The organism is Rhizobium sp. USDA 3886, assembly GCF_056279785.1.
Genome location: NZ_JBWCDC010000001.1, coordinates 1,831,990 through 1,847,740 on the forward strand (window position 1 = coordinate 1,831,990; position 15,751 = coordinate 1,847,740).

Sequence of the window (15,751 nt, forward strand, 5' to 3'; positions counted from 1 at the left end):
ATGAACGAGGACATGGACAAGGCCCGCGACACCGACATGCGGTGGGTTTTCGCGCTGCTTGCTGCATATTTTCTCGTGCAGATCGCGGTCCGCCTGGCCATGCCGCCGACGCTCGGACTCGACGAAGCCGAGCAGGCCTTCCGCTCGCAATGGCTCGCCGCCGGCTATGGACCCCAGCCGCCTTTCTACAACTGGCTGCAATATGCCGTCTTTTCGCTCGGCGGCGTCTCGCTGCTTTCGCTTGCCGTCGTCAAGAATGCCCTGCTCTTTACATCCTACCTGCTTTACGGCCTGACAGCACGGATGATCCTGAAAAACAGCATGCTCGCCGCAATCGCGACGCTAGGACTTTTGACGCTTCCGCAGGTCGCATTCGAAATGCAGCGCGACCTGACGCATACGGTCGCGGTGTTCTTCTCCGGCTCAGTCTTCCTCTACGGATTTATCCGGTCGCTCAAGAAGCCGGATATGCTCTCGTATCTCGTGACGGGCGTCGGCATCGGCATCGGCCTGCTGTCGAAATATAACTTCGCCTTGCTACCGGCCTCGGCGCTTCTGGCGGCACTGCTCGATCCGCCGATGCGCAAGCGCGTCTTCGACTGGCGTACGGTCGTGACCGCGGTCACAGCATTCCTTATCACCCTGCCGCATCTTTTCTGGCTGAAGGACAATCTCGGCTTCGCCACGGCCCGGACACTGGAAAAGCTGACCGACAGCGGCAACGCGAGCTATGCCATGCAGGTCGTCATGGGTTCAGGGTCGCTCGTTCTGGCCGTGATTGGCTTTTGTGCGGTCACGTTACTTGTCTTCGCGGTCGCATTCGGCAAGCCGTTTCTCTCGGCATTCTCCGGCAGATCGGCATGGACACGGCTCCTTGAGCGCATGATGCTTTTTTCCATCCTCGGCATCCTGCTTCTCGTCCTCTTCGGCGGAGCGGCCCATGTCAAAGACCGCTGGCTGGTGCCGCTCTTCTTCATCATCCCGCTTTATCTGTGCCTGAAGATCGAGGCATCGCATGTCCAGTATTCGAATCCTCTGCGCCGTCTTTTGCCGATCCTCGCGATAATCATGATTGCCGTTCCCGGTATTCTCTTCGGACGCATTGCGGCTGCCACCCTGAACGGCGACTACGAGCGCTTGAACATGCCCTACGCCCAACTGGCGGCCGCACTCCGGCAACAGGGTGAGCCTGCCGCGGTTTTGGCGGAAGGCAGCCTGCTTGCGGGGAATTTGCGGAAGGACCTTCTTCCGGCGACCGTGATTTCAACGGACTATCCAGGGTTCAAGCCTGCAGTCTCGATCTCGAAAAAACACCCGCTTCTCATTGTCTGGCCGCTCGGCGCTGCGGAAGGCAATGCCCTGCCCGGCAGAGCGGCCGAATGGCTGAAATCAGTGCCAGAACTCAGCAGCATCGCGCCCGAGATTTCGATAATCGAGGTTCCGTATTACTACGCCCGGAACCGCGATTCCTATCGTTTCGGTTACGCGTGGGTCGCCCCGGCGGATTAGGTTTTCAGCTCCTTCCACGCCGCATCCAGCGCAATCTTTGCAATCCGCGCCATTTCATCGACCTGCTCATGGGTGATGACCAGCGGCGGTGAAGCGAGCATGCGGTCGCCGGTGGCTCGCAGAACGAGGCCGTTCGCAAGCGCGTGGTTGCGGACGAGCGCGCCAGCCGCGTCGGGCTTTTCGAAGCGGGCGCGCAACTTCTTATCCGCCGTGAGTTGCAGGGCGCCCATCAGGCCGATGCTGACCGCTTCGCCGACGAGGTCATGATCGGCCAGCGCGCCCCAGGCTTCGGCGAAGTAAGGGCCAATATCGCCGCGAACGCGGTCAACCAGCTTTTCGTCCTCGATGATGCGCAAATTTTCCAGCGCCGCAGCGGCGCAGACCGGATGGCCGGAATAGGTGAAGCCGTGATTGAAATCGCCGACCTCGTTGATCAGCACATTGGCGATGCGATCGCTGACGAGCACGCCGCCAATCGGCAGGTAGCCCGATGACAGGCCCTTTGCGATCGGCGCCAGATCCGGCTCGACGCCGAAATACTGATGGCCGAACCACTCGCCAAGGCGGCCGAAGCCGCAGATGACCTCGTCGTTGACGAGCAGGATGTTGCGCGCCTTGCAGATGCGGCCGATCTCCGGCCAGTAGGTTTCCGGCGGAATGATGACGCCCGCCGCACCCTGCACCGGCTCCGCAACAAAGGCGGCGACATTCTCCTCGCCGAGTTCATCGATCTTTGCCTCCAGTTCGCGGGCCACCTTGAGGCCGAATTCCGCAGGCGAAAGGTCGCCGCCCTCGCCATACCAATAAGGCTGGCCGATATGGACGATGCCGGGGATCGGCAGGTCGCCCTGTTCATGCATGTATTTCATACCGCCAAGGCTGGCGCCGGCGACCGTCGAACCGTGGTAGCCATTCCTGCGGGCAATCACGATCTTCTTCGAAGGCCTGCCAACAGCACTCCAATAGACGCGCGCCATCCGGAACCAGGTATCATTGGCTTCCGATCCGGAGCCGGTGAAGAAGACATGATTGACGCGCGGGCCGGCATGCGCGGTCACCTTCTCGGCGAGCAGGGTCGTGGGCGTGCTCGTGGTGCCGAAGAAGGTGTTGTAGTAGGGCAGCTCGTTCATCTGCCGCGCGACGGCATCGGTGATCTCCTTGCGGCCGTAGCCGACATTAACGCACCACAGGCCTGCAAAACCGTCGAGATACTTCCTGCCGTGGTTATCCCAGATATAGACACCTTCGCCGCGCTGGATGATGCGCGTGCCATCGGCATTCAGCTTCTTCATGTCGGAGAAGGGATGCAGATGGTGGGCGGCGTCAATGGCGGCGAGATTTGAGCGCTGGTAAGTATCGGACATGATTTGCAAAACACCTGCGGAGATTGAAAGGCCCGTCTCAATGAGCTACGACCTTGGGCTTGTCCGAGGGGATTTTCAAGATCATGACGGCTGACATCATGCACGGCAAAGCTGCGGTGGGCGAACCGCGGATCGAAATCCTGCTCGTCGGCATGAATGGCGATTTGCGCGGTAAGCAGATGCCGCTGGACGCTCAGAAGAAGATCCGGGAAGGCGAGGTGCGGCTCCCCTCCTCGACGCAGTCGCTCGACATCTGGGGCGACGATAATGATGACATCACCGGCCTGTCGCTAACGATCGGCGATCCGGACGGCAATTGCATAGCTGACGAGCGCAGCCTTGCGCCGATGCCCTGGGCGCCGGAAGGCTCCATGCAGGTGCTGGCGACGATGCACGAATTCGACGGCAGCCCGAGCTTCATGGATCCGCGGGCGATCCTGGCAGCGGTGCTGAAGCGCTACGACGAACGCGGCCTCACACCGGTCGTCGCGACGGAACTCGAGTTCTACGTCATGGAACAGGACTGGCGGGATACCGGCCGTCCTTCACCGCCGAAAAGCCTGACCTATCGCGGCGAGCCAAACGGATTCCAGCTCTACGACATGAGCGCCGTCGATGCGCTCGACGATTACTTGCAGACGGTGCGCGCCTATGCCAAGGCGCAGAACCTGCCTGCGGAGGCGACAACGGCCGAGTTCGGTCCCGGACAGTTCGAGATCAACCTGTTGCACCGGCCCGATGCACTGGCGGCGGCCGACGACTGCATTTACCTGAAGCGCATCGCCGAACAGGCGGCTCGCAAGCATGGCCTCAAATCGACCTGCATGGCCAAGCCCTATTCCGAACACGCCGGTTCCGGCCTGCATGTGCATGCCAGCGTCATCGACAGAGAAGGCCGCAACATCCTCGACGCCAGGGGCGGAGAGCCGACGAAGCTGAAATCCGCCTGCGCTGGGATGCTGAAGACGATGCGCGAAGCGCAGCTGATCTTCGCGCCTTTCGCCAATTCCTACCGCCGCTTCCAGCCAGGCTCCTTTGCGCCTATCGATCTCACCTGGGGCAACGGCCACCGCGGCACGGCTATCCGCATCCCGGACATGAACGGACCGGCAGCGCGGATCGAGCACCGCGTCGCCGGCGCGGACGCCAATCCCTACCTGCTGCTGGCCGCCATCCTCGGCGGCATACTGCTCGGCCTCGATAACGAGCTCGACCCCGGCGAAGAGACGACGCCGTCGCATGTGCCGGCAAACGCGGCGCGGCTGACGCATGATTTCCTGACGGCAGTGGAAGCCTTTCGCGCATCACCCTTCGTCGCCGACATCTTCGGCGAGCGCTACCGGAAGCTCTACGGCGACACCAAGCACAAGGAAGCAGTCACCTATCTGCGCACAGTCTCGGACTTCGACTATCGGACTTATCTGCCGCGGGTTTAAAGCTTGCTGAGATACGCGTTAAAGCGAGAACTCTCCCTCTGTTGATGTTACGCGCCGCAGCGCGGCAAACACCTGCCTCATAACCATCTCAAAGGTGGACCGGGCTGTGTACAAGTCGTAGAATAAACTTCCTGAGGCGGAGGCTTCCGAAAGGAGCGCGGCAAATGGCTATCTTCATGGACCGGCATGAACTGACGGGAACCACAGCCGCCGACGTTGCCGAGGCACATCGCAAGGATCTCGAGATTCAGGACCGGTATGGGGTCAAGTTCCTCACCTACTGGTTCGACCAGCGGCGTGGAACCGCATTTTGTCTCATGGACGCGCCCGACGCGGAAACCGCCCAATGCGTGCACCGCGAAGCGCATGGTTTCGTCGCCGGTGAGGTTGTCGAAGTCGCTCTGTCGGCCGTTGAGGCGTTTCTCGGCCGCATTCATGACCCTGAGCCGGCGCCTGGGCAAGTCTCAAGCGAAGTGGATTCGGGCCACCGGGCAATCCTGTTCACCGATATGGTCGGCTCGACCGCGATGACAACGCGCCTCGGCGACCGAATGGCGACCGAATTGGTCAGGGCGCATGACTCGGTTGTGCGCAGATGCCTCGACCACTGGTCAGGCCGCGAGGTGAAGCACACCGGCGACGGCATCATGGCGACGTTCGCCTCGATAGCTGCGGCCGTCGATTGCGCAAGAAACATCCAGCAGGAATTCAAACGTTACAACCGCGGAAATCCTGAGCCGATTCATGTTCGCATCGGATTGGATTGCGGCGAACCCGTCGAGGATAGCAACGATCTGTTCGGCTCCACGGTGCAACTTGCAGCACGATTGTGCGCAGCCGCCGCAAGCGACCATATCCTGGTGTCGGAGAACATTTTTCGGGAGTACAGCACCACCGATATCTTCACGCACGCGATGCGCCGGCGGTTGAAGGGATTTTCGAAGCCCGTGCTCGCCTTCCAATGCGACTGGGCCGATGGTGGCGTGAAGAGGGAAACTAAGCCGCAGGCTCCCGCCGCTCGGCCTCATTGACCTGCGCGGCAAGACCCTGCTTGACCAGCACCTTAAGCTCTTCGGGATGCAGCTTGATGGAAATGTCGCGTGCGAGCGGCAGAAGCTCGCCGTCCATGACGCAATTGGCCTTTGCCCTCAGCTTCGGGAAATGCAGATGCACTTCGGCCGGATGCATGACCATCACGTCGGCGTTTTCGCGCACCTTGCCGCGCAACATGTCGATGGCAAGGCGGGCGACGCCGATCGGCTTCAGCGGCTTTGCCGTGTAGAAGCCGAGCTCGCCGCTGCGCAGGTTGTCGGCATACAGCAGCGCGTTCTGGCCAAAGGGGTTGTTGGACACGGAAACGGCCGATACGCGACGCGTCTCGCGCATGCCGAGCGCCTGGAATTCGACTTCGAATTCAGGCGGGTTGAGCACGACGCCGAAGGCTGCGCGGACGCTGGCGCGCATCTTGCCAAAGCGGGAGCGATAGCTGAAGGAGTTGCGGTAGCGCACCATTCGCGCATGAAGCCCCGCCGAGAACTGATGGATGAAGGGCCGGCCGTTGGCGCTAGCAATGTCGACATGATCGACCTCGCCGGTCGCCAGCACATCCAGCGCCTGCCAGATATCGAGCGGCACTTTCAGCGAGCGGGCGAAGAGGTTCATGGTCCCGGCCGGTACGACACCGAGGGCGACGCCGTTCTTCCAGGCGATCGAGGCCGCCGCCGAAATCGTGCCGTCGCCGCCTCCCGCGACGATGCCGTCGATGTCGTCGCGCCGGGCAGCGCGCTCCATCGCAGGAACGATCTCCTTGCCGGAAAAGACGATAGCCTCGAAGTCATGTCCCGCTTCCCGGAAGGTCGCCTCTGCCCGCTTTTCGTAGGCCTCCATATCGGTGGTCCGGAAGGTACCACCGTCTTTGTTGAAAAAACCTACAAGCTTCATCAGGCGTGCCGTTCCTCGCGTCGTGGCTTCTCGTTCCAAGTCCCTTAAGATGGTTGGAGCCGCCTCGTTTTCAAGCGCGGCATGCCTTTAGCTGCCGTTTGTCTGCGAAACCCAAACGCAAATTTTGCAATGGACATGTGCACATAGCAGGACGCTGCACTGCGAAAAACGCACTCGACGCCCATGGCGCGATCCCCCATAACTTCAATTTTGGAGACCCTTGTTTCCACCTCCCGCCATAGAACGGCCGACATCCGCCTCAGCGCCCGCTCTCCGGATGGTTTGCCCTGCAGACATGCCTCAGGAGCTCCCGTGAGCCAGATCGCCGTAGACGATTCCATCGATTCCAGTTTGGCTTCGGAAGCCCCCTCGCCGATGGCGGTCGCTCTGGTGCAACTGGCGCTTGCCTGTGGCGGCTTCGGCATCGGCACCGGCGAATTCGCCATCATGGGCCTGCTACCGAATGTGGCGAACACATTTTCGGTCACGACGCCGCAGGCAGGTTACGTCATCAGCGCCTATGCGCTAGGCGTCGTCATCGGCGCGCCGGTGATCGCCGTTCTCGCCGCCAGGATGACGCGCCGCTCGCTGCTTCTGCTGCTGATGGGCATTTTCGTGGCCGGTAATATCCTGAGCGCTCTTGCGCCGACCTTCCAGAGCTTCACCGTGATGCGCTTGATCACCGGCCTGCCGCACGGTGCCTATTTCGGCGTCGCGGCAATCGTCGCCGCCTCGATGGTGCCCGTGCACAAACGGGCGCGCGCCGTCGGCCGGGTCATGCTGGGTCTGACAATCGCAACCCTGCTCGGCACGCCGCTCGCCACCTTCTTTGGCCAGTCGCTCGACTGGCGCGTCGCCTTCACCTCTGTCGGCGTCATCGGCCTCGTGACCGTGGCACTCATCTGGTACTACGTGCCGCGCGACCAAGTCGCGGACGGCGCCAGCTTCTTGCGCGAGCTCGGCGCCTTCAAGCGGCCGCAGGTCCTCTTGACGCTCGGCATCGCAGCCGTCGGCTATGGCGGCATGTTCGCGATGTTCAGCTATATTGCCGGCACGACCACGAAGGTCGCCATGCTGCCGGAGAGCATGGTTGCCGTGATGATGGTCCTCTTCGGCGTCGGCATGAATGCCGGCAACGTCGTCGGCTCCTGGCTTGCCGACAAGTCGATCATGGGGACGATCGGCGGTTCGCTGGTTTTCAACATTGCCGTGCTGACACTATTTTCGCTGACGGCATCGAGCCCTATCATGCTGGCAGTCTGCGTGTTCCTCGTCGGCTGCGGCTTTGCGGCCGGTCCTGCGCTACAGACGCGGCTGATGGATGTCGCCGCCGACGCACAAACACTTGCCGCCGCCTCCAACCACTCCGCCTTCAACATCGCCAATGCGCTCGGCGCCTGGCTCGGCGGCCTCGTGATTGCCTCGGGCTACGGCTTTGCTGCAACGGGTTATGTCGGCGCCGTCCTGTCCTTCCTCGGCCTCTTCGTCTATTTCGCGTCGCTACGCCTGGAGCGCAGCAGCTGGAGTGCATGAAGGATCGCGCAGTTCGTGGCCCTCCGGGCGGCAGAGAGCATATTCGTCGCCCCAGGCCGCCAGTGCTCGGATGACCGGCTTCAACGTTTCGCCGAGCGGCGTCAGTGCATATTCCACGCGCGGCGGCACGACCGGATAGACGGTGCGCGAGACGAGGCCGGATTCTTCCAGTTCCCGCAGCTGCTTGGTCAGCATGCGCTGCGTCACCGCAGGCAGCTTCCGGCGCAGCTCGTTGAAGCGCAATGTTCCGTCGATGAGGTGGAACAGGATCACGCCTTTCCATTTTCCATCGACATAGCTCAGCGCCGCCTCGACCGGACAGCCGGGGAAATTCTTCGTCAGCTTGGCGCGGGGCAGAGACATTTACAGTATCCTTTTTGGTACTACGTACAGAATTTGTGCATTCTTGCGCGCTTGGAACATAAGACGCATCTAGCCTCTGTGCAACGAACACAGGAGTTTTCCATGCGCGCCGTCGCCTACAATATCCCACAGCCCATTTCCGCCGAAACCTCGCTGATCGATGTCGACCTGCCAGTCCCGGAAGCGACCGGGCATGACCTGCTCGTCGAGATCAAGGCCGTCTCCGTCAATCCGGTCGATGTGAAAGTGCGGGCGCATACGGCACCGCCTGCAGATGAATTGAAGGTTCTCGGCTGGGACGCCGCCGGCATCGTCAAGGCCGTCGGACCGGATGTCACACTCTTCAAGCCGGGAGACGAAGTCTACTATGCCGGTGCGATCAATCGCCCGGGTTCGAACGCGGAGTTTCATCTGGTCGACGAGCGCATCGTTGGCCGCAAGCCGAAGAGCCTCGATTTCGCGGCCGCTGCCGCACTACCGCTGACGTCGATCACCGCTTATGAAGCCTTGTTCGACCGGTTGAAGGTTCAAGATCCCGTGGCGGGGGCCGCACGCTCGCTCCTTATCATCGGTGGCGCCGGTGGTGTCGGCTCGATCGCCATCCAGATCGCCCACGCGCTGACCGATCTGACGGTCATCGCAACCGCCTCCCGTCCCGAAACACGGGCCTGGGTGAAGGAACTTAGCGCGCACCACGTCGTCGATCACTCGAAGCCGATCGCGCCGCAGATTGCCGCCCTCAGCATCGGCGCTCCGGGCTTCGTCTTCTCGACAACCAACACCGACAGCCATATCGCCGACATCGTCGAGTCGATCGCACCGCAGGGCCGCTTCGCGCTAATCGACGATCCAAAGGTGCTCGATATCGTACCCTTCAAGCGCAAGGCAGTTTCGGTGCATTGGGAACTGATGTTCACACGTCCGCTCTTTTCGACACCTGACATGATCGAGCAGCATAAGCTGCTCAACAGGATTTCGGAGCTTGTCGATACCGGCAAGATCCGCACCACGCTCACCGAAACCGTCGGCACGATCAATGCAGCCAATCTGAAGAAGGCGCATGCAAGGGTCGAAAGCGGCCGGATGAAGGGCAAGGCGGTACTCGCCGGTTTCTGACCAACGCCGATGTTCACGCACAATGCCGCGGAAGGTGCGGCATTGTGGCTCACCAACCGCTGCCGCTTGACTTTTCTCAATCGGAGGGGCAGGTCTTGCGGCACGCGGATGACAGCTGTTTTCCGCGAATAATCAACGGAGCCATCAACACGATGCCAAGCGACAGTAGCAGTCGATTGCCCTTGCCGTACCGGGCCGCCGTGCGCTGACCGACTCCTGTCGGGCTCGCCCGTCGGACGCTGCGGCGGATCGACGGAAAGGCGAGCCAATGAACTTCAATCGCTTCCCCCTGCGGGCAGGCCATGCCGCCCGTTTCTTCACCAACGACAGCCTCGGAGCGGTCACCACCGCAGAGCACGTCGAGCGTCTAAATACACTCGAAACCTCGGAGGCAGCGGCGACCCTCGCCGCGCTTCCGCAGCTGAAGGCCGTCCGTATTCTCGGCAGGCCGGAGCTGCACAACGCTGCCGCAATCCTCGCCAAGATGCCGGTCGAGCATGCGGCGCGGCTCCTCAACGCCGCTGCAAACGACCGCGTCGCCGATCTCTTCCTTGAACTGAACGAGGATGCACGCGCAACCCTCTTCGCAAAGCTCGACCACCCGACTGCGCTCGCCGTCAAACATCTGTTGGGCTATCCGCCGCGCACGGCCGGCGGCATCATGACGACCGAGTTCGTCAGCGTGCCGGACAGTTGGACCGTTGCCGAAACACTGGACCATGTTCGCCAAGTCGAGCGCTCGCGCGAGACGGTCTATGCGATCTACGTCCTCGACGCGGCAACGCAGGTGCTGACCAATGTCGTGACACTGCGCCGCCTCATCACCGGCGAACCGCAGGCGTCGGTTTTTTCCGTTGCGCAGAAGGGCGGCCTCGTTCGCTGTCACCCGTTGATGACGCAGGAGGACGTCGCCCGGCTGATCCGCAAGCACAACCTGCTGGCGCTGCCGGTCGTCGACGATGACGGCCGCATGCTCGGCATCGTCACCGTCGACGACGTCATCGACACGATGATTGCCGATACGACCGAGGACGCCCAGAAGTTCGGCGGTATGGAAGCGCTCGGCAAGCCTTACATGAAGATCGGCTTTCCCGGCATGATCCGCAAACGGGCCGGCTGGCTTTCGGCCCTCTTCCTCGGCGAGATGCTGACGGCAAGCGCCATGCAGTATTTCGAGGGCGAGCTGGAAAAGGCGATCGTGCTGACGCTCTTCGTGCCGCTCATCATGAGCTCGGGCGGCAATTCCGGATCGCAAGCAACTTCGCTCATCATCCGCGCCCTGGCGCTCGGCGAGCTCAAGCTTTCGGACTGGTGGCGCGTGTTCTTCCGCGAGTTGCCGACCGGTATCGTGCTTGGCGCCATCCTGGGGCTCGTCGGCCTTGCCCGCATCGTGCTGTGGCAGAAGATCGGGCTCTATGACTACGGCGAGCACTGGCTGCTGGTCGCCGTCACCGTGTTCGCAGCCCTGATCGGCATCGTCACCTTCGGTTCGCTCTGCGGCTCGATGCTGCCGTTCCTGCTGCAAAGGCTCCGCCTGGACCCCGCCAGCGCCTCGGCCCCCTTCGTCGCCACGCTGGTCGACGTGACCGGTCTGGTGATCTACTTCTCGGTCGCGCTGCTCATCCTCAGCGGGACGCTGCTTTAGGGAAACCGTTCCTTCGAGGCTCCGCAGCTTCGCCTTTAGGCACCTCAGAACGAGACGAGTGAAGAGGGTGCAGAAGGTCTCGGCGTCTCCGCATTCTCCCTCATCTCTGTGCTTGTCACAGAGATCCAGCCACGGCGCGTCCGCCTCGTGATTGTTTCTTCAATGAGAAGGGAGTCTTGCGCGCCCAGGATTTGGGCGCGCTGGATTCCTGTGACAGGCACAGGAATGAGGGAAGAATATATGACAGCGCCAGGCGGCAAGCTCGTATTTGCCGCAGCTTTGCCTGGGACCGAAGCGCTTGAAATGCTCCCTCATCAACTGACTTGATGAGGGGAGTCAGGGACAAGCTCCCGGCACCATCAAAGGCTGGCTCGCATGCCTCCGTCCGCTTGGCCGGCCGACTTGGCGAACGTGCAAGATCCTACCTTTCCTTCGGCAGCTTCAAAGGGCCATGGGTCTTCATGCTGCGGATGGCGAAGTTCGAGCGGATGTCGCTGACATTCGGGAGCGTCAGCAGCGTGTCGGTGAGAAGCCGCTCATACGCCGCAAGGTCCTCCACGACGACTTCGGCCAGAAAATCCGCGCTTCCCGAGATCAAGAAGCAGGAGACGATCTCCGGGATCGCCAGGAGAGCCGCCTGCTGGGACTCCGCATTTTCGCGGCTGTGATGGATGACCTTGAATTCGACGAAGACCGTGAGCCCCAGCCCCACCTCCTTCCGGTCGATATCGGCACGGTAACCCCGGATCACACCCGCCTTTTCCAGGTTCCGGATTCGCCGCAGGCAGGGCGACGGCGAGAGGTTTACCTTTTCGGCGATTTCGACGTTGGTAGCGCGCGCATCCTCCTGCAGGCATTCGAGGATGGCCAGATCGAATCTATCCAGTTTTGGCATATTCAGTAACTTCTATTTTCATTATTGGCATATCATTGCTGATAACATGTCTTTCACGCCATAGATAGCAAGGACATGCTTCGGCCTTTCGGAATAGTCTTTTCCTCAGCCGGAACCGATCCGGACCAAGGAAGGATAAACCGATGACCAGCTTCAGCGTCACCAACGAGAAGTCCGCATCCCTCATCACCGGCTATGCGGGCGGAACCGTCACGGTGCTCATCTGGGCAACGTGGCTTCTTGCGACCCGCCACAGCGCGGCAACGCCGCTCGGCTCGATCGATATCGGGCTCATCCGCTACGGCGTCCCGGCACTTGCCCTTTCGCCCGTTTGGCTCAAAACCGGCCTGCTGCCGAAGGGCGTTCCCTTGCATCTGCTGGCATTGATGGTAGCCGGCGCCGGGGCCGTCTTCTTTCTCGTCACCACGCTCGCCATCCACGCGACCCCGGCGGGTTCGTCGGGCATCCTGCTCGGCGGCTCCATGCCGCTTGCAACGGCGCTGATCGGCGTGTTCATCTTCGGGGAGCGGCCCGATATTACTCGCAAGCTCGGCCTCGCTGCGATCGTCGGCGGCGTGCTGATCTTGCTTGTGCAGAGCCTTGCGGATGCATCGCTGCCATGGACGAGCTTCGTGCTTTTGCCGGCGGGCGCCGTTCTCTGGGCAAGCTATACGCACGCCTTCCGCCGCAGCGGGCTCACCGCCATCCAGGCAAGCGCGCTGATCGCCATCTGGTCGTTCCTGATCATTGCCGCACTTGCCGGCGTCTTCGGCACCTCGCTGGCGCAGGCAAGTGCTGAAGATCTCGGACTGCAGGTCCTGAGCCAGGGCATCTTGTCCGGCCTTGTCGCCATGGTTGCCTATGGTACTGCCGTCAAAACGCTGGGCGGAACACAGGCGGCTGCCTTCACCGCGATCACGCCGGTGCTTGCAACGCTTGGCGGGGGAGTCCTGCTGGGGGAGGAGATCGGCCTTGCGGAGACCGCCGCCGCTGTCATCACCGGGATCGGCGTAGCATTGTCGACCGGCATCGCCGCCCGGCGGCGCTGAACAAAAAACAAAGAGCCCGGCGTTTGCCGGGCTCCTTATGTTTGAAAATCAAGCCTGCTCGACCTCACATGTTCGGATAGACCGGCCCCTCGCCACCCTGCGGCGGCACCCAGTTGATGTTCTGGTTGGGGTCCTTGATGTCGCAGGTCTTGCAGTGCACGCAGTTCTGGGCGTTGATGACGAAGGTGTCCTTGCCGTCCTTCTCCACCCATTCGTAGACGGCGGCCGGACAGTAGCGTGCCGACGGGCCGGCGTAGATGTCGTGCTCGGACGATTTCTGCAACGCCATGTCCTTGACCTGCAGGTGCACCGGCTGGTCTTCCTCGTGATTGGTATTCGACAAGAACACGGAGGAGAGACGATCAAAAGTCAACACGCCGTCCGGCTTCGGATAATCGATCTTCGTGTGCCGGGCGGCCGGCTCCAGCGAGGCGGCATCGGTCTTGCCGTGTTTCAGCGTACCGAAAAAGGAGAAACCGAACAGCGTGTTCGTCCACATGTCCAGGCCGCCGAGCGCCACGCCGACAGCAGTGCCGAACTTCGACCAGAGCGGCTTGACGTTTCGGACCTTCTTGAGGTCCTTGCCGATATCGCCCTTGCGCCATTCGTTTTCGATCTCGATGACCTCGTCATTGGCGCGGCCGGCAGCCATCGCTTCGGCGATCTTCTCGGCCGCCAGCATGCCGGAAAGCACCGCATTGTGGCTGCCCTTGATGCGCGGCACGTTGACGAAGCCGGCCGAACAGCCGATCAGCGCGCCGCCGGGGAAGGAGAGCTTCGGCACCGACTGGTACCCGCCTTCGGTGATGGCGCGGGCGCCGTAGGAGAGTCGCTTGCCACCCTCGAAGGTGCCGCGGATCGCCGGATGCGTCTTGAAGCGCTGGAACTCCTCGAAGGGATTGAGATAGGGGTTTTTGTAGTTCAGGTGGACCACGAAGCCGACGGCGACGAGGTTGTCTTCCAGATGATAGAGGAACGAGCCGCCGCCGGTCTTGAAGCCGAGCGGCCAGCCGAAGGAGTGCTGCACGAGGCCCGGCTTGTGGTGTTCCGGCTTCACCTGCCAGAGCTCCTTGAGGCCGATGCCGAATTTTTGAGGTTCTCGGTCCTTCGAAAGGTCGAACTTGGCGATCAACTGCTTGGCAAGCGAACCGCGCACGCCTTCTCCAATCAACGTGTATTTGCCGAGGAGCGCCATGCCGCGCGTATAGTTTGGGCCGGGCTCGCCGCTCTTCTCGATGCCCATGTCGCCGGTGGCAACGCCAATAACGGCGCCTTCGTCGTTATAGAGCACTTCGGTTGCCGCGAAGCCCGGATAGATCTCGACGCCGAGCGCTTCGGCGTGGCCCGCCAGCCAGCGACAGACGTTGCCGAGGGAGACGATGTAGTTGCCGTGGTTGTTCATCAGCGGCGGCATGGCAACGTTCGGCAGGCGAATGGAGCCAGCCGGGCCGAGCACCAAGAAGTGGTCGGCCGTCACCTCCGTCTTGAAGGGATGATCGCTTTCGCTGCGCCAATTCGGCAGCAGCCGGTCGATGCCGATCGGATCGACCACGGCGCCGGAGAGGATATGCGCACCGACTTCCGCGCCCTTTTCCAAAACGACAACCGAAAGCTCCGGGTTGACCTGCTTCAGCCGGATCGCAGCCGACAAGCCGGCAGGTCCGCCGCCGACGATCACCACGTCGAATTCCATGCTCTCGCGTTCCGGCAACACAGTCATGTCGGTCATTCATCCGTCTCCGCTCGGCCGCCGATGCGGCCATAATCCCCGTCGGGTCATTGTCTTGTCAAAACCGGAAAGCATTGTCGAGCCGGGAAGCGACAGCCGATCCTCCAATTCGCACAATGCTCAACTCCTCTGTCGTTAATGCTCAACTCCTCCGTCGTATATAACGCTTACGTTAACGTCAATTATTCTTCGGCCAATGCGACCAGGATGTGCCTTCCCTTTCCCGGGTGCTGCGCTTTATAGAGAAAGCCGAAGCACCTGGAGGATATCATGGATCTCGGCATCAACGGCAAACGCGCACTCGTCCTGGCCTCGTCGCGCGGGCTCGGCCACGGCATTGCGGTTGCGCTGGCGCGCGAAGGCGCGAACGTGCTTCTCTGCGGCCGCAGCGGCGAGCAGCTGGCGGCGAACTGCAAAGCGATCAACGCCAACGGCAACGGCAAGGCCGACTGGATCTGGGCCGACCTTTCCGACGAGAATTTTGTGGAGACGGTGGCTGCCGCCGTCAAGGAAAAGTCTGGTGGCTTGGATATCCTGGTGAACAACACCGGCGGCCCGACACCTGGGACCACGGAAGACATGACGCCGGAGAGGCTCGAGACCTATTTCTTTTCGATGGTGCTGCGGGTTATCTCTCTCACCAACGCCCTGCTTCCGGGCATGAAGGCGCAAGGCTGGGGCCGCATCCTCACCGTCGCATCGTCGGGCGTCATCGAGCCGATCGCCAACCTGGCGCTTTCCAACACGCTGCGCCCTGCCCTTGCCGGCTGGTCGAAGACGCTCGCCTCGGAAGTCGCAAGCCATGGCGTGACGGCCAATCTGCTCCTTCCCGGCAGCATTCTGACCGGACGCCTCGACGAGCTCGACGGTGCCGCCGCCAAGCGCACCGGCAAAAGCATGGAGGAAATCCGCAGCGACAAGGAAGCCCGCATTCCTGTCGGCCGCTACGGCAAAGTGGAGGAATTTGCCGCAACCGCCGCCTTCCTCTGCAGCCAGCAGGCGAGCTATATCACCGGTTCGCTGATCCGTTGCGACGGCGGTGCGGCGCGTTCGGTTTGATGGCGGGCGCGAAGCGCCGATCATTACAAAACTTTTAGCCGTTATAACTGCTTAGTGATCGCCTTCGGCAAATTATGTCTTTTTCACGCCGCATATTGGCGTCTCAATTGGG

The 15,751-nt window shown here is 61.7% G+C and carries 13 protein-coding genes; 8 read left to right on the forward strand and 5 right to left on the reverse strand.

Going from position 1 to position 15,751, the window contains the following annotated elements; genetic code table 11:
* Positions 1-12: 12 nt before the first annotated feature.
* Positions 13-1,509: a glycosyltransferase family 39 protein gene (locus ACZ9BX_RS09570; RefSeq protein WP_476219947.1), complete on the forward strand. Its 1,497-nt coding sequence runs from the start codon at positions 13-15 to the stop codon at positions 1,507-1,509.
* Here the strand turns inward: ACZ9BX_RS09570 and ACZ9BX_RS09575 are convergent.
* On the reverse strand, positions 1,506-2,873 hold the full coding sequence (locus ACZ9BX_RS09575) for an aspartate aminotransferase family protein (RefSeq protein WP_476217418.1): 1,368 nt from the start codon (positions 2,871-2,873) through the stop codon (positions 1,506-1,508). The genes ACZ9BX_RS09570 and ACZ9BX_RS09575 overlap by 4 nt on opposite strands.
* Positions 2,874-2,956: 83 nt before the next feature.
* Here ACZ9BX_RS09575 and ACZ9BX_RS09580 point away from each other — a divergent pair, with 83 nt between their 5' ends.
* On the forward strand, positions 2,957-4,309 hold the full coding sequence (locus tag ACZ9BX_RS09580; RefSeq protein ID WP_476217420.1) for a glutamine synthetase family protein: 1,353 nt from the start codon (positions 2,957-2,959) through the stop codon (positions 4,307-4,309).
* Positions 4,310-4,473: 164 nt separating this feature from the next.
* Positions 4,474-5,340 (forward strand): nickel-binding protein, encoded by an 867-nt coding sequence (locus ACZ9BX_RS09585; protein WP_132560014.1) that lies wholly within the window; start codon positions 4,474-4,476, stop codon positions 5,338-5,340.
* Here ACZ9BX_RS09585 and ACZ9BX_RS09590 read toward each other — a convergent pair.
* A complete protein-coding gene (locus ACZ9BX_RS09590) occupies positions 5,306-6,250 on the reverse strand; it encodes a diacylglycerol/lipid kinase family protein (protein ID WP_027507474.1) in 945 nt (314 codons plus the stop codon). The two genes, ACZ9BX_RS09585 and ACZ9BX_RS09590, sit on opposite strands and share 35 nt — an antisense overlap.
* A 312-nt stretch (positions 6,251-6,562) precedes the next feature.
* Between ACZ9BX_RS09590 and ACZ9BX_RS09595 the strand changes: the two genes are divergently transcribed.
* Positions 6,563-7,783: an MFS transporter gene (locus tag ACZ9BX_RS09595; protein ID WP_476217423.1), complete on the forward strand. Its 1,221-nt coding sequence runs from the start codon at positions 6,563-6,565 to the stop codon at positions 7,781-7,783.
* Here the strand turns inward: ACZ9BX_RS09595 and ACZ9BX_RS09600 are convergent.
* The gene (locus ACZ9BX_RS09600) at positions 7,751-8,146 is read right to left on the reverse strand and encodes a winged helix-turn-helix transcriptional regulator (protein ID WP_476217425.1); all 396 of its coding nucleotides are present in this window, start codon (positions 8,144-8,146) and stop codon (positions 7,751-7,753) included. The genes ACZ9BX_RS09595 and ACZ9BX_RS09600 overlap by 33 nt on opposite strands.
* Positions 8,147-8,248: 102 nt before the next feature.
* Here ACZ9BX_RS09600 and ACZ9BX_RS09605 point away from each other — a divergent pair, with 102 nt between their 5' ends.
* Both ACZ9BX_RS09605 and mgtE read left to right on the forward strand, forming a co-directional pair.
* Entirely contained in the window at positions 8,249-9,262 is a 1,014-nt protein-coding gene (locus ACZ9BX_RS09605) for a zinc-binding alcohol dehydrogenase family protein (RefSeq protein WP_476217427.1), read from the forward strand.
* A 268-nt stretch (positions 9,263-9,530) separates the two neighbouring features.
* Positions 9,531-10,907: a magnesium transporter gene (gene mgtE, locus ACZ9BX_RS09610; RefSeq protein ID WP_476217429.1), complete on the forward strand. Its 1,377-nt coding sequence runs from the start codon at positions 9,531-9,533 to the stop codon at positions 10,905-10,907.
* 421 nt (positions 10,908-11,328) lie between these two features.
* Here mgtE and ACZ9BX_RS09615 read toward each other — a convergent pair whose 3' ends face one another.
* The gene (locus ACZ9BX_RS09615; RefSeq protein WP_132560004.1) at positions 11,329-11,802 is read right to left on the reverse strand and encodes an Lrp/AsnC family transcriptional regulator; all 474 of its coding nucleotides are present in this window, start codon (positions 11,800-11,802) and stop codon (positions 11,329-11,331) included.
* A gap of 143 nt (positions 11,803-11,945) precedes the next feature.
* On the opposite strand from ACZ9BX_RS09615, the gene ACZ9BX_RS09620 reads away from it, so the two are divergent.
* Positions 11,946-12,851, forward strand: a complete 906-nt coding sequence (locus ACZ9BX_RS09620) for a DMT family transporter (protein WP_476217432.1) — start codon at positions 11,946-11,948, stop codon at positions 12,849-12,851.
* Positions 12,852-12,915: 64 nt separating this feature from the next.
* Here ACZ9BX_RS09620 and ACZ9BX_RS09625 read toward each other — a convergent pair whose 3' ends face one another.
* On the reverse strand, positions 12,916-14,580 hold the full coding sequence (locus ACZ9BX_RS09625) for an electron transfer flavoprotein-ubiquinone oxidoreductase (RefSeq protein ID WP_476217434.1): 1,665 nt from the start codon (positions 14,578-14,580) through the stop codon (positions 12,916-12,918).
* Positions 14,581-14,850: 270 nt separating this feature from the next.
* Here ACZ9BX_RS09625 and ACZ9BX_RS09630 point away from each other — a divergent pair, with 270 nt between their 5' ends.
* Positions 14,851-15,639, forward strand: a complete 789-nt coding sequence (locus tag ACZ9BX_RS09630; protein ID WP_476217436.1) for an SDR family oxidoreductase — start codon at positions 14,851-14,853, stop codon at positions 15,637-15,639.
* Positions 15,640-15,751: the final 112 nt, after the last annotated feature.

Coding starts and splice junctions, on each gene's coding strand:
- ACZ9BX_RS09615 (WP_132560004.1), bottom strand. CDS start 11,802: ATGCCAAAACTGGATAGATTCGATCTGGCCATCCTCGAATGCCTGCAG.
- ACZ9BX_RS09605 (WP_476217427.1), top strand. CDS start 8,249: ATGCGCGCCGTCGCCTACAATATCCCACAGCCCATTTCCGCCGAAACC.
- ACZ9BX_RS09570 (WP_476219947.1), top strand. CDS start 13: ATGGACAAGGCCCGCGACACCGACATGCGGTGGGTTTTCGCGCTGCTT.
- ACZ9BX_RS09590 (WP_027507474.1), bottom strand. CDS start 6,250: ATGAAGCTTGTAGGTTTTTTCAACAAAGACGGTGGTACCTTCCGGACC.
- ACZ9BX_RS09585 (WP_132560014.1), top strand. CDS start 4,474: ATGGCTATCTTCATGGACCGGCATGAACTGACGGGAACCACAGCCGCC.
- mgtE (WP_476217429.1), top strand. CDS start 9,531: ATGAACTTCAATCGCTTCCCCCTGCGGGCAGGCCATGCCGCCCGTTTC.
- ACZ9BX_RS09630 (WP_476217436.1), top strand. CDS start 14,851: ATGGATCTCGGCATCAACGGCAAACGCGCACTCGTCCTGGCCTCGTCG.
- ACZ9BX_RS09600 (WP_476217425.1), bottom strand. CDS start 8,146: ATGTCTCTGCCCCGCGCCAAGCTGACGAAGAATTTCCCCGGCTGTCCG.
- ACZ9BX_RS09620 (WP_476217432.1), top strand. CDS start 11,946: ATGACCAGCTTCAGCGTCACCAACGAGAAGTCCGCATCCCTCATCACC.
- ACZ9BX_RS09575 (WP_476217418.1), bottom strand. CDS start 2,873: ATGTCCGATACTTACCAGCGCTCAAATCTCGCCGCCATTGACGCCGCC.
- ACZ9BX_RS09625 (WP_476217434.1), bottom strand. CDS start 14,580: ATGACCGACATGACTGTGTTGCCGGAACGCGAGAGCATGGAATTCGAC.
- ACZ9BX_RS09580 (WP_476217420.1), top strand. CDS start 2,957: ATGACGGCTGACATCATGCACGGCAAAGCTGCGGTGGGCGAACCGCGG.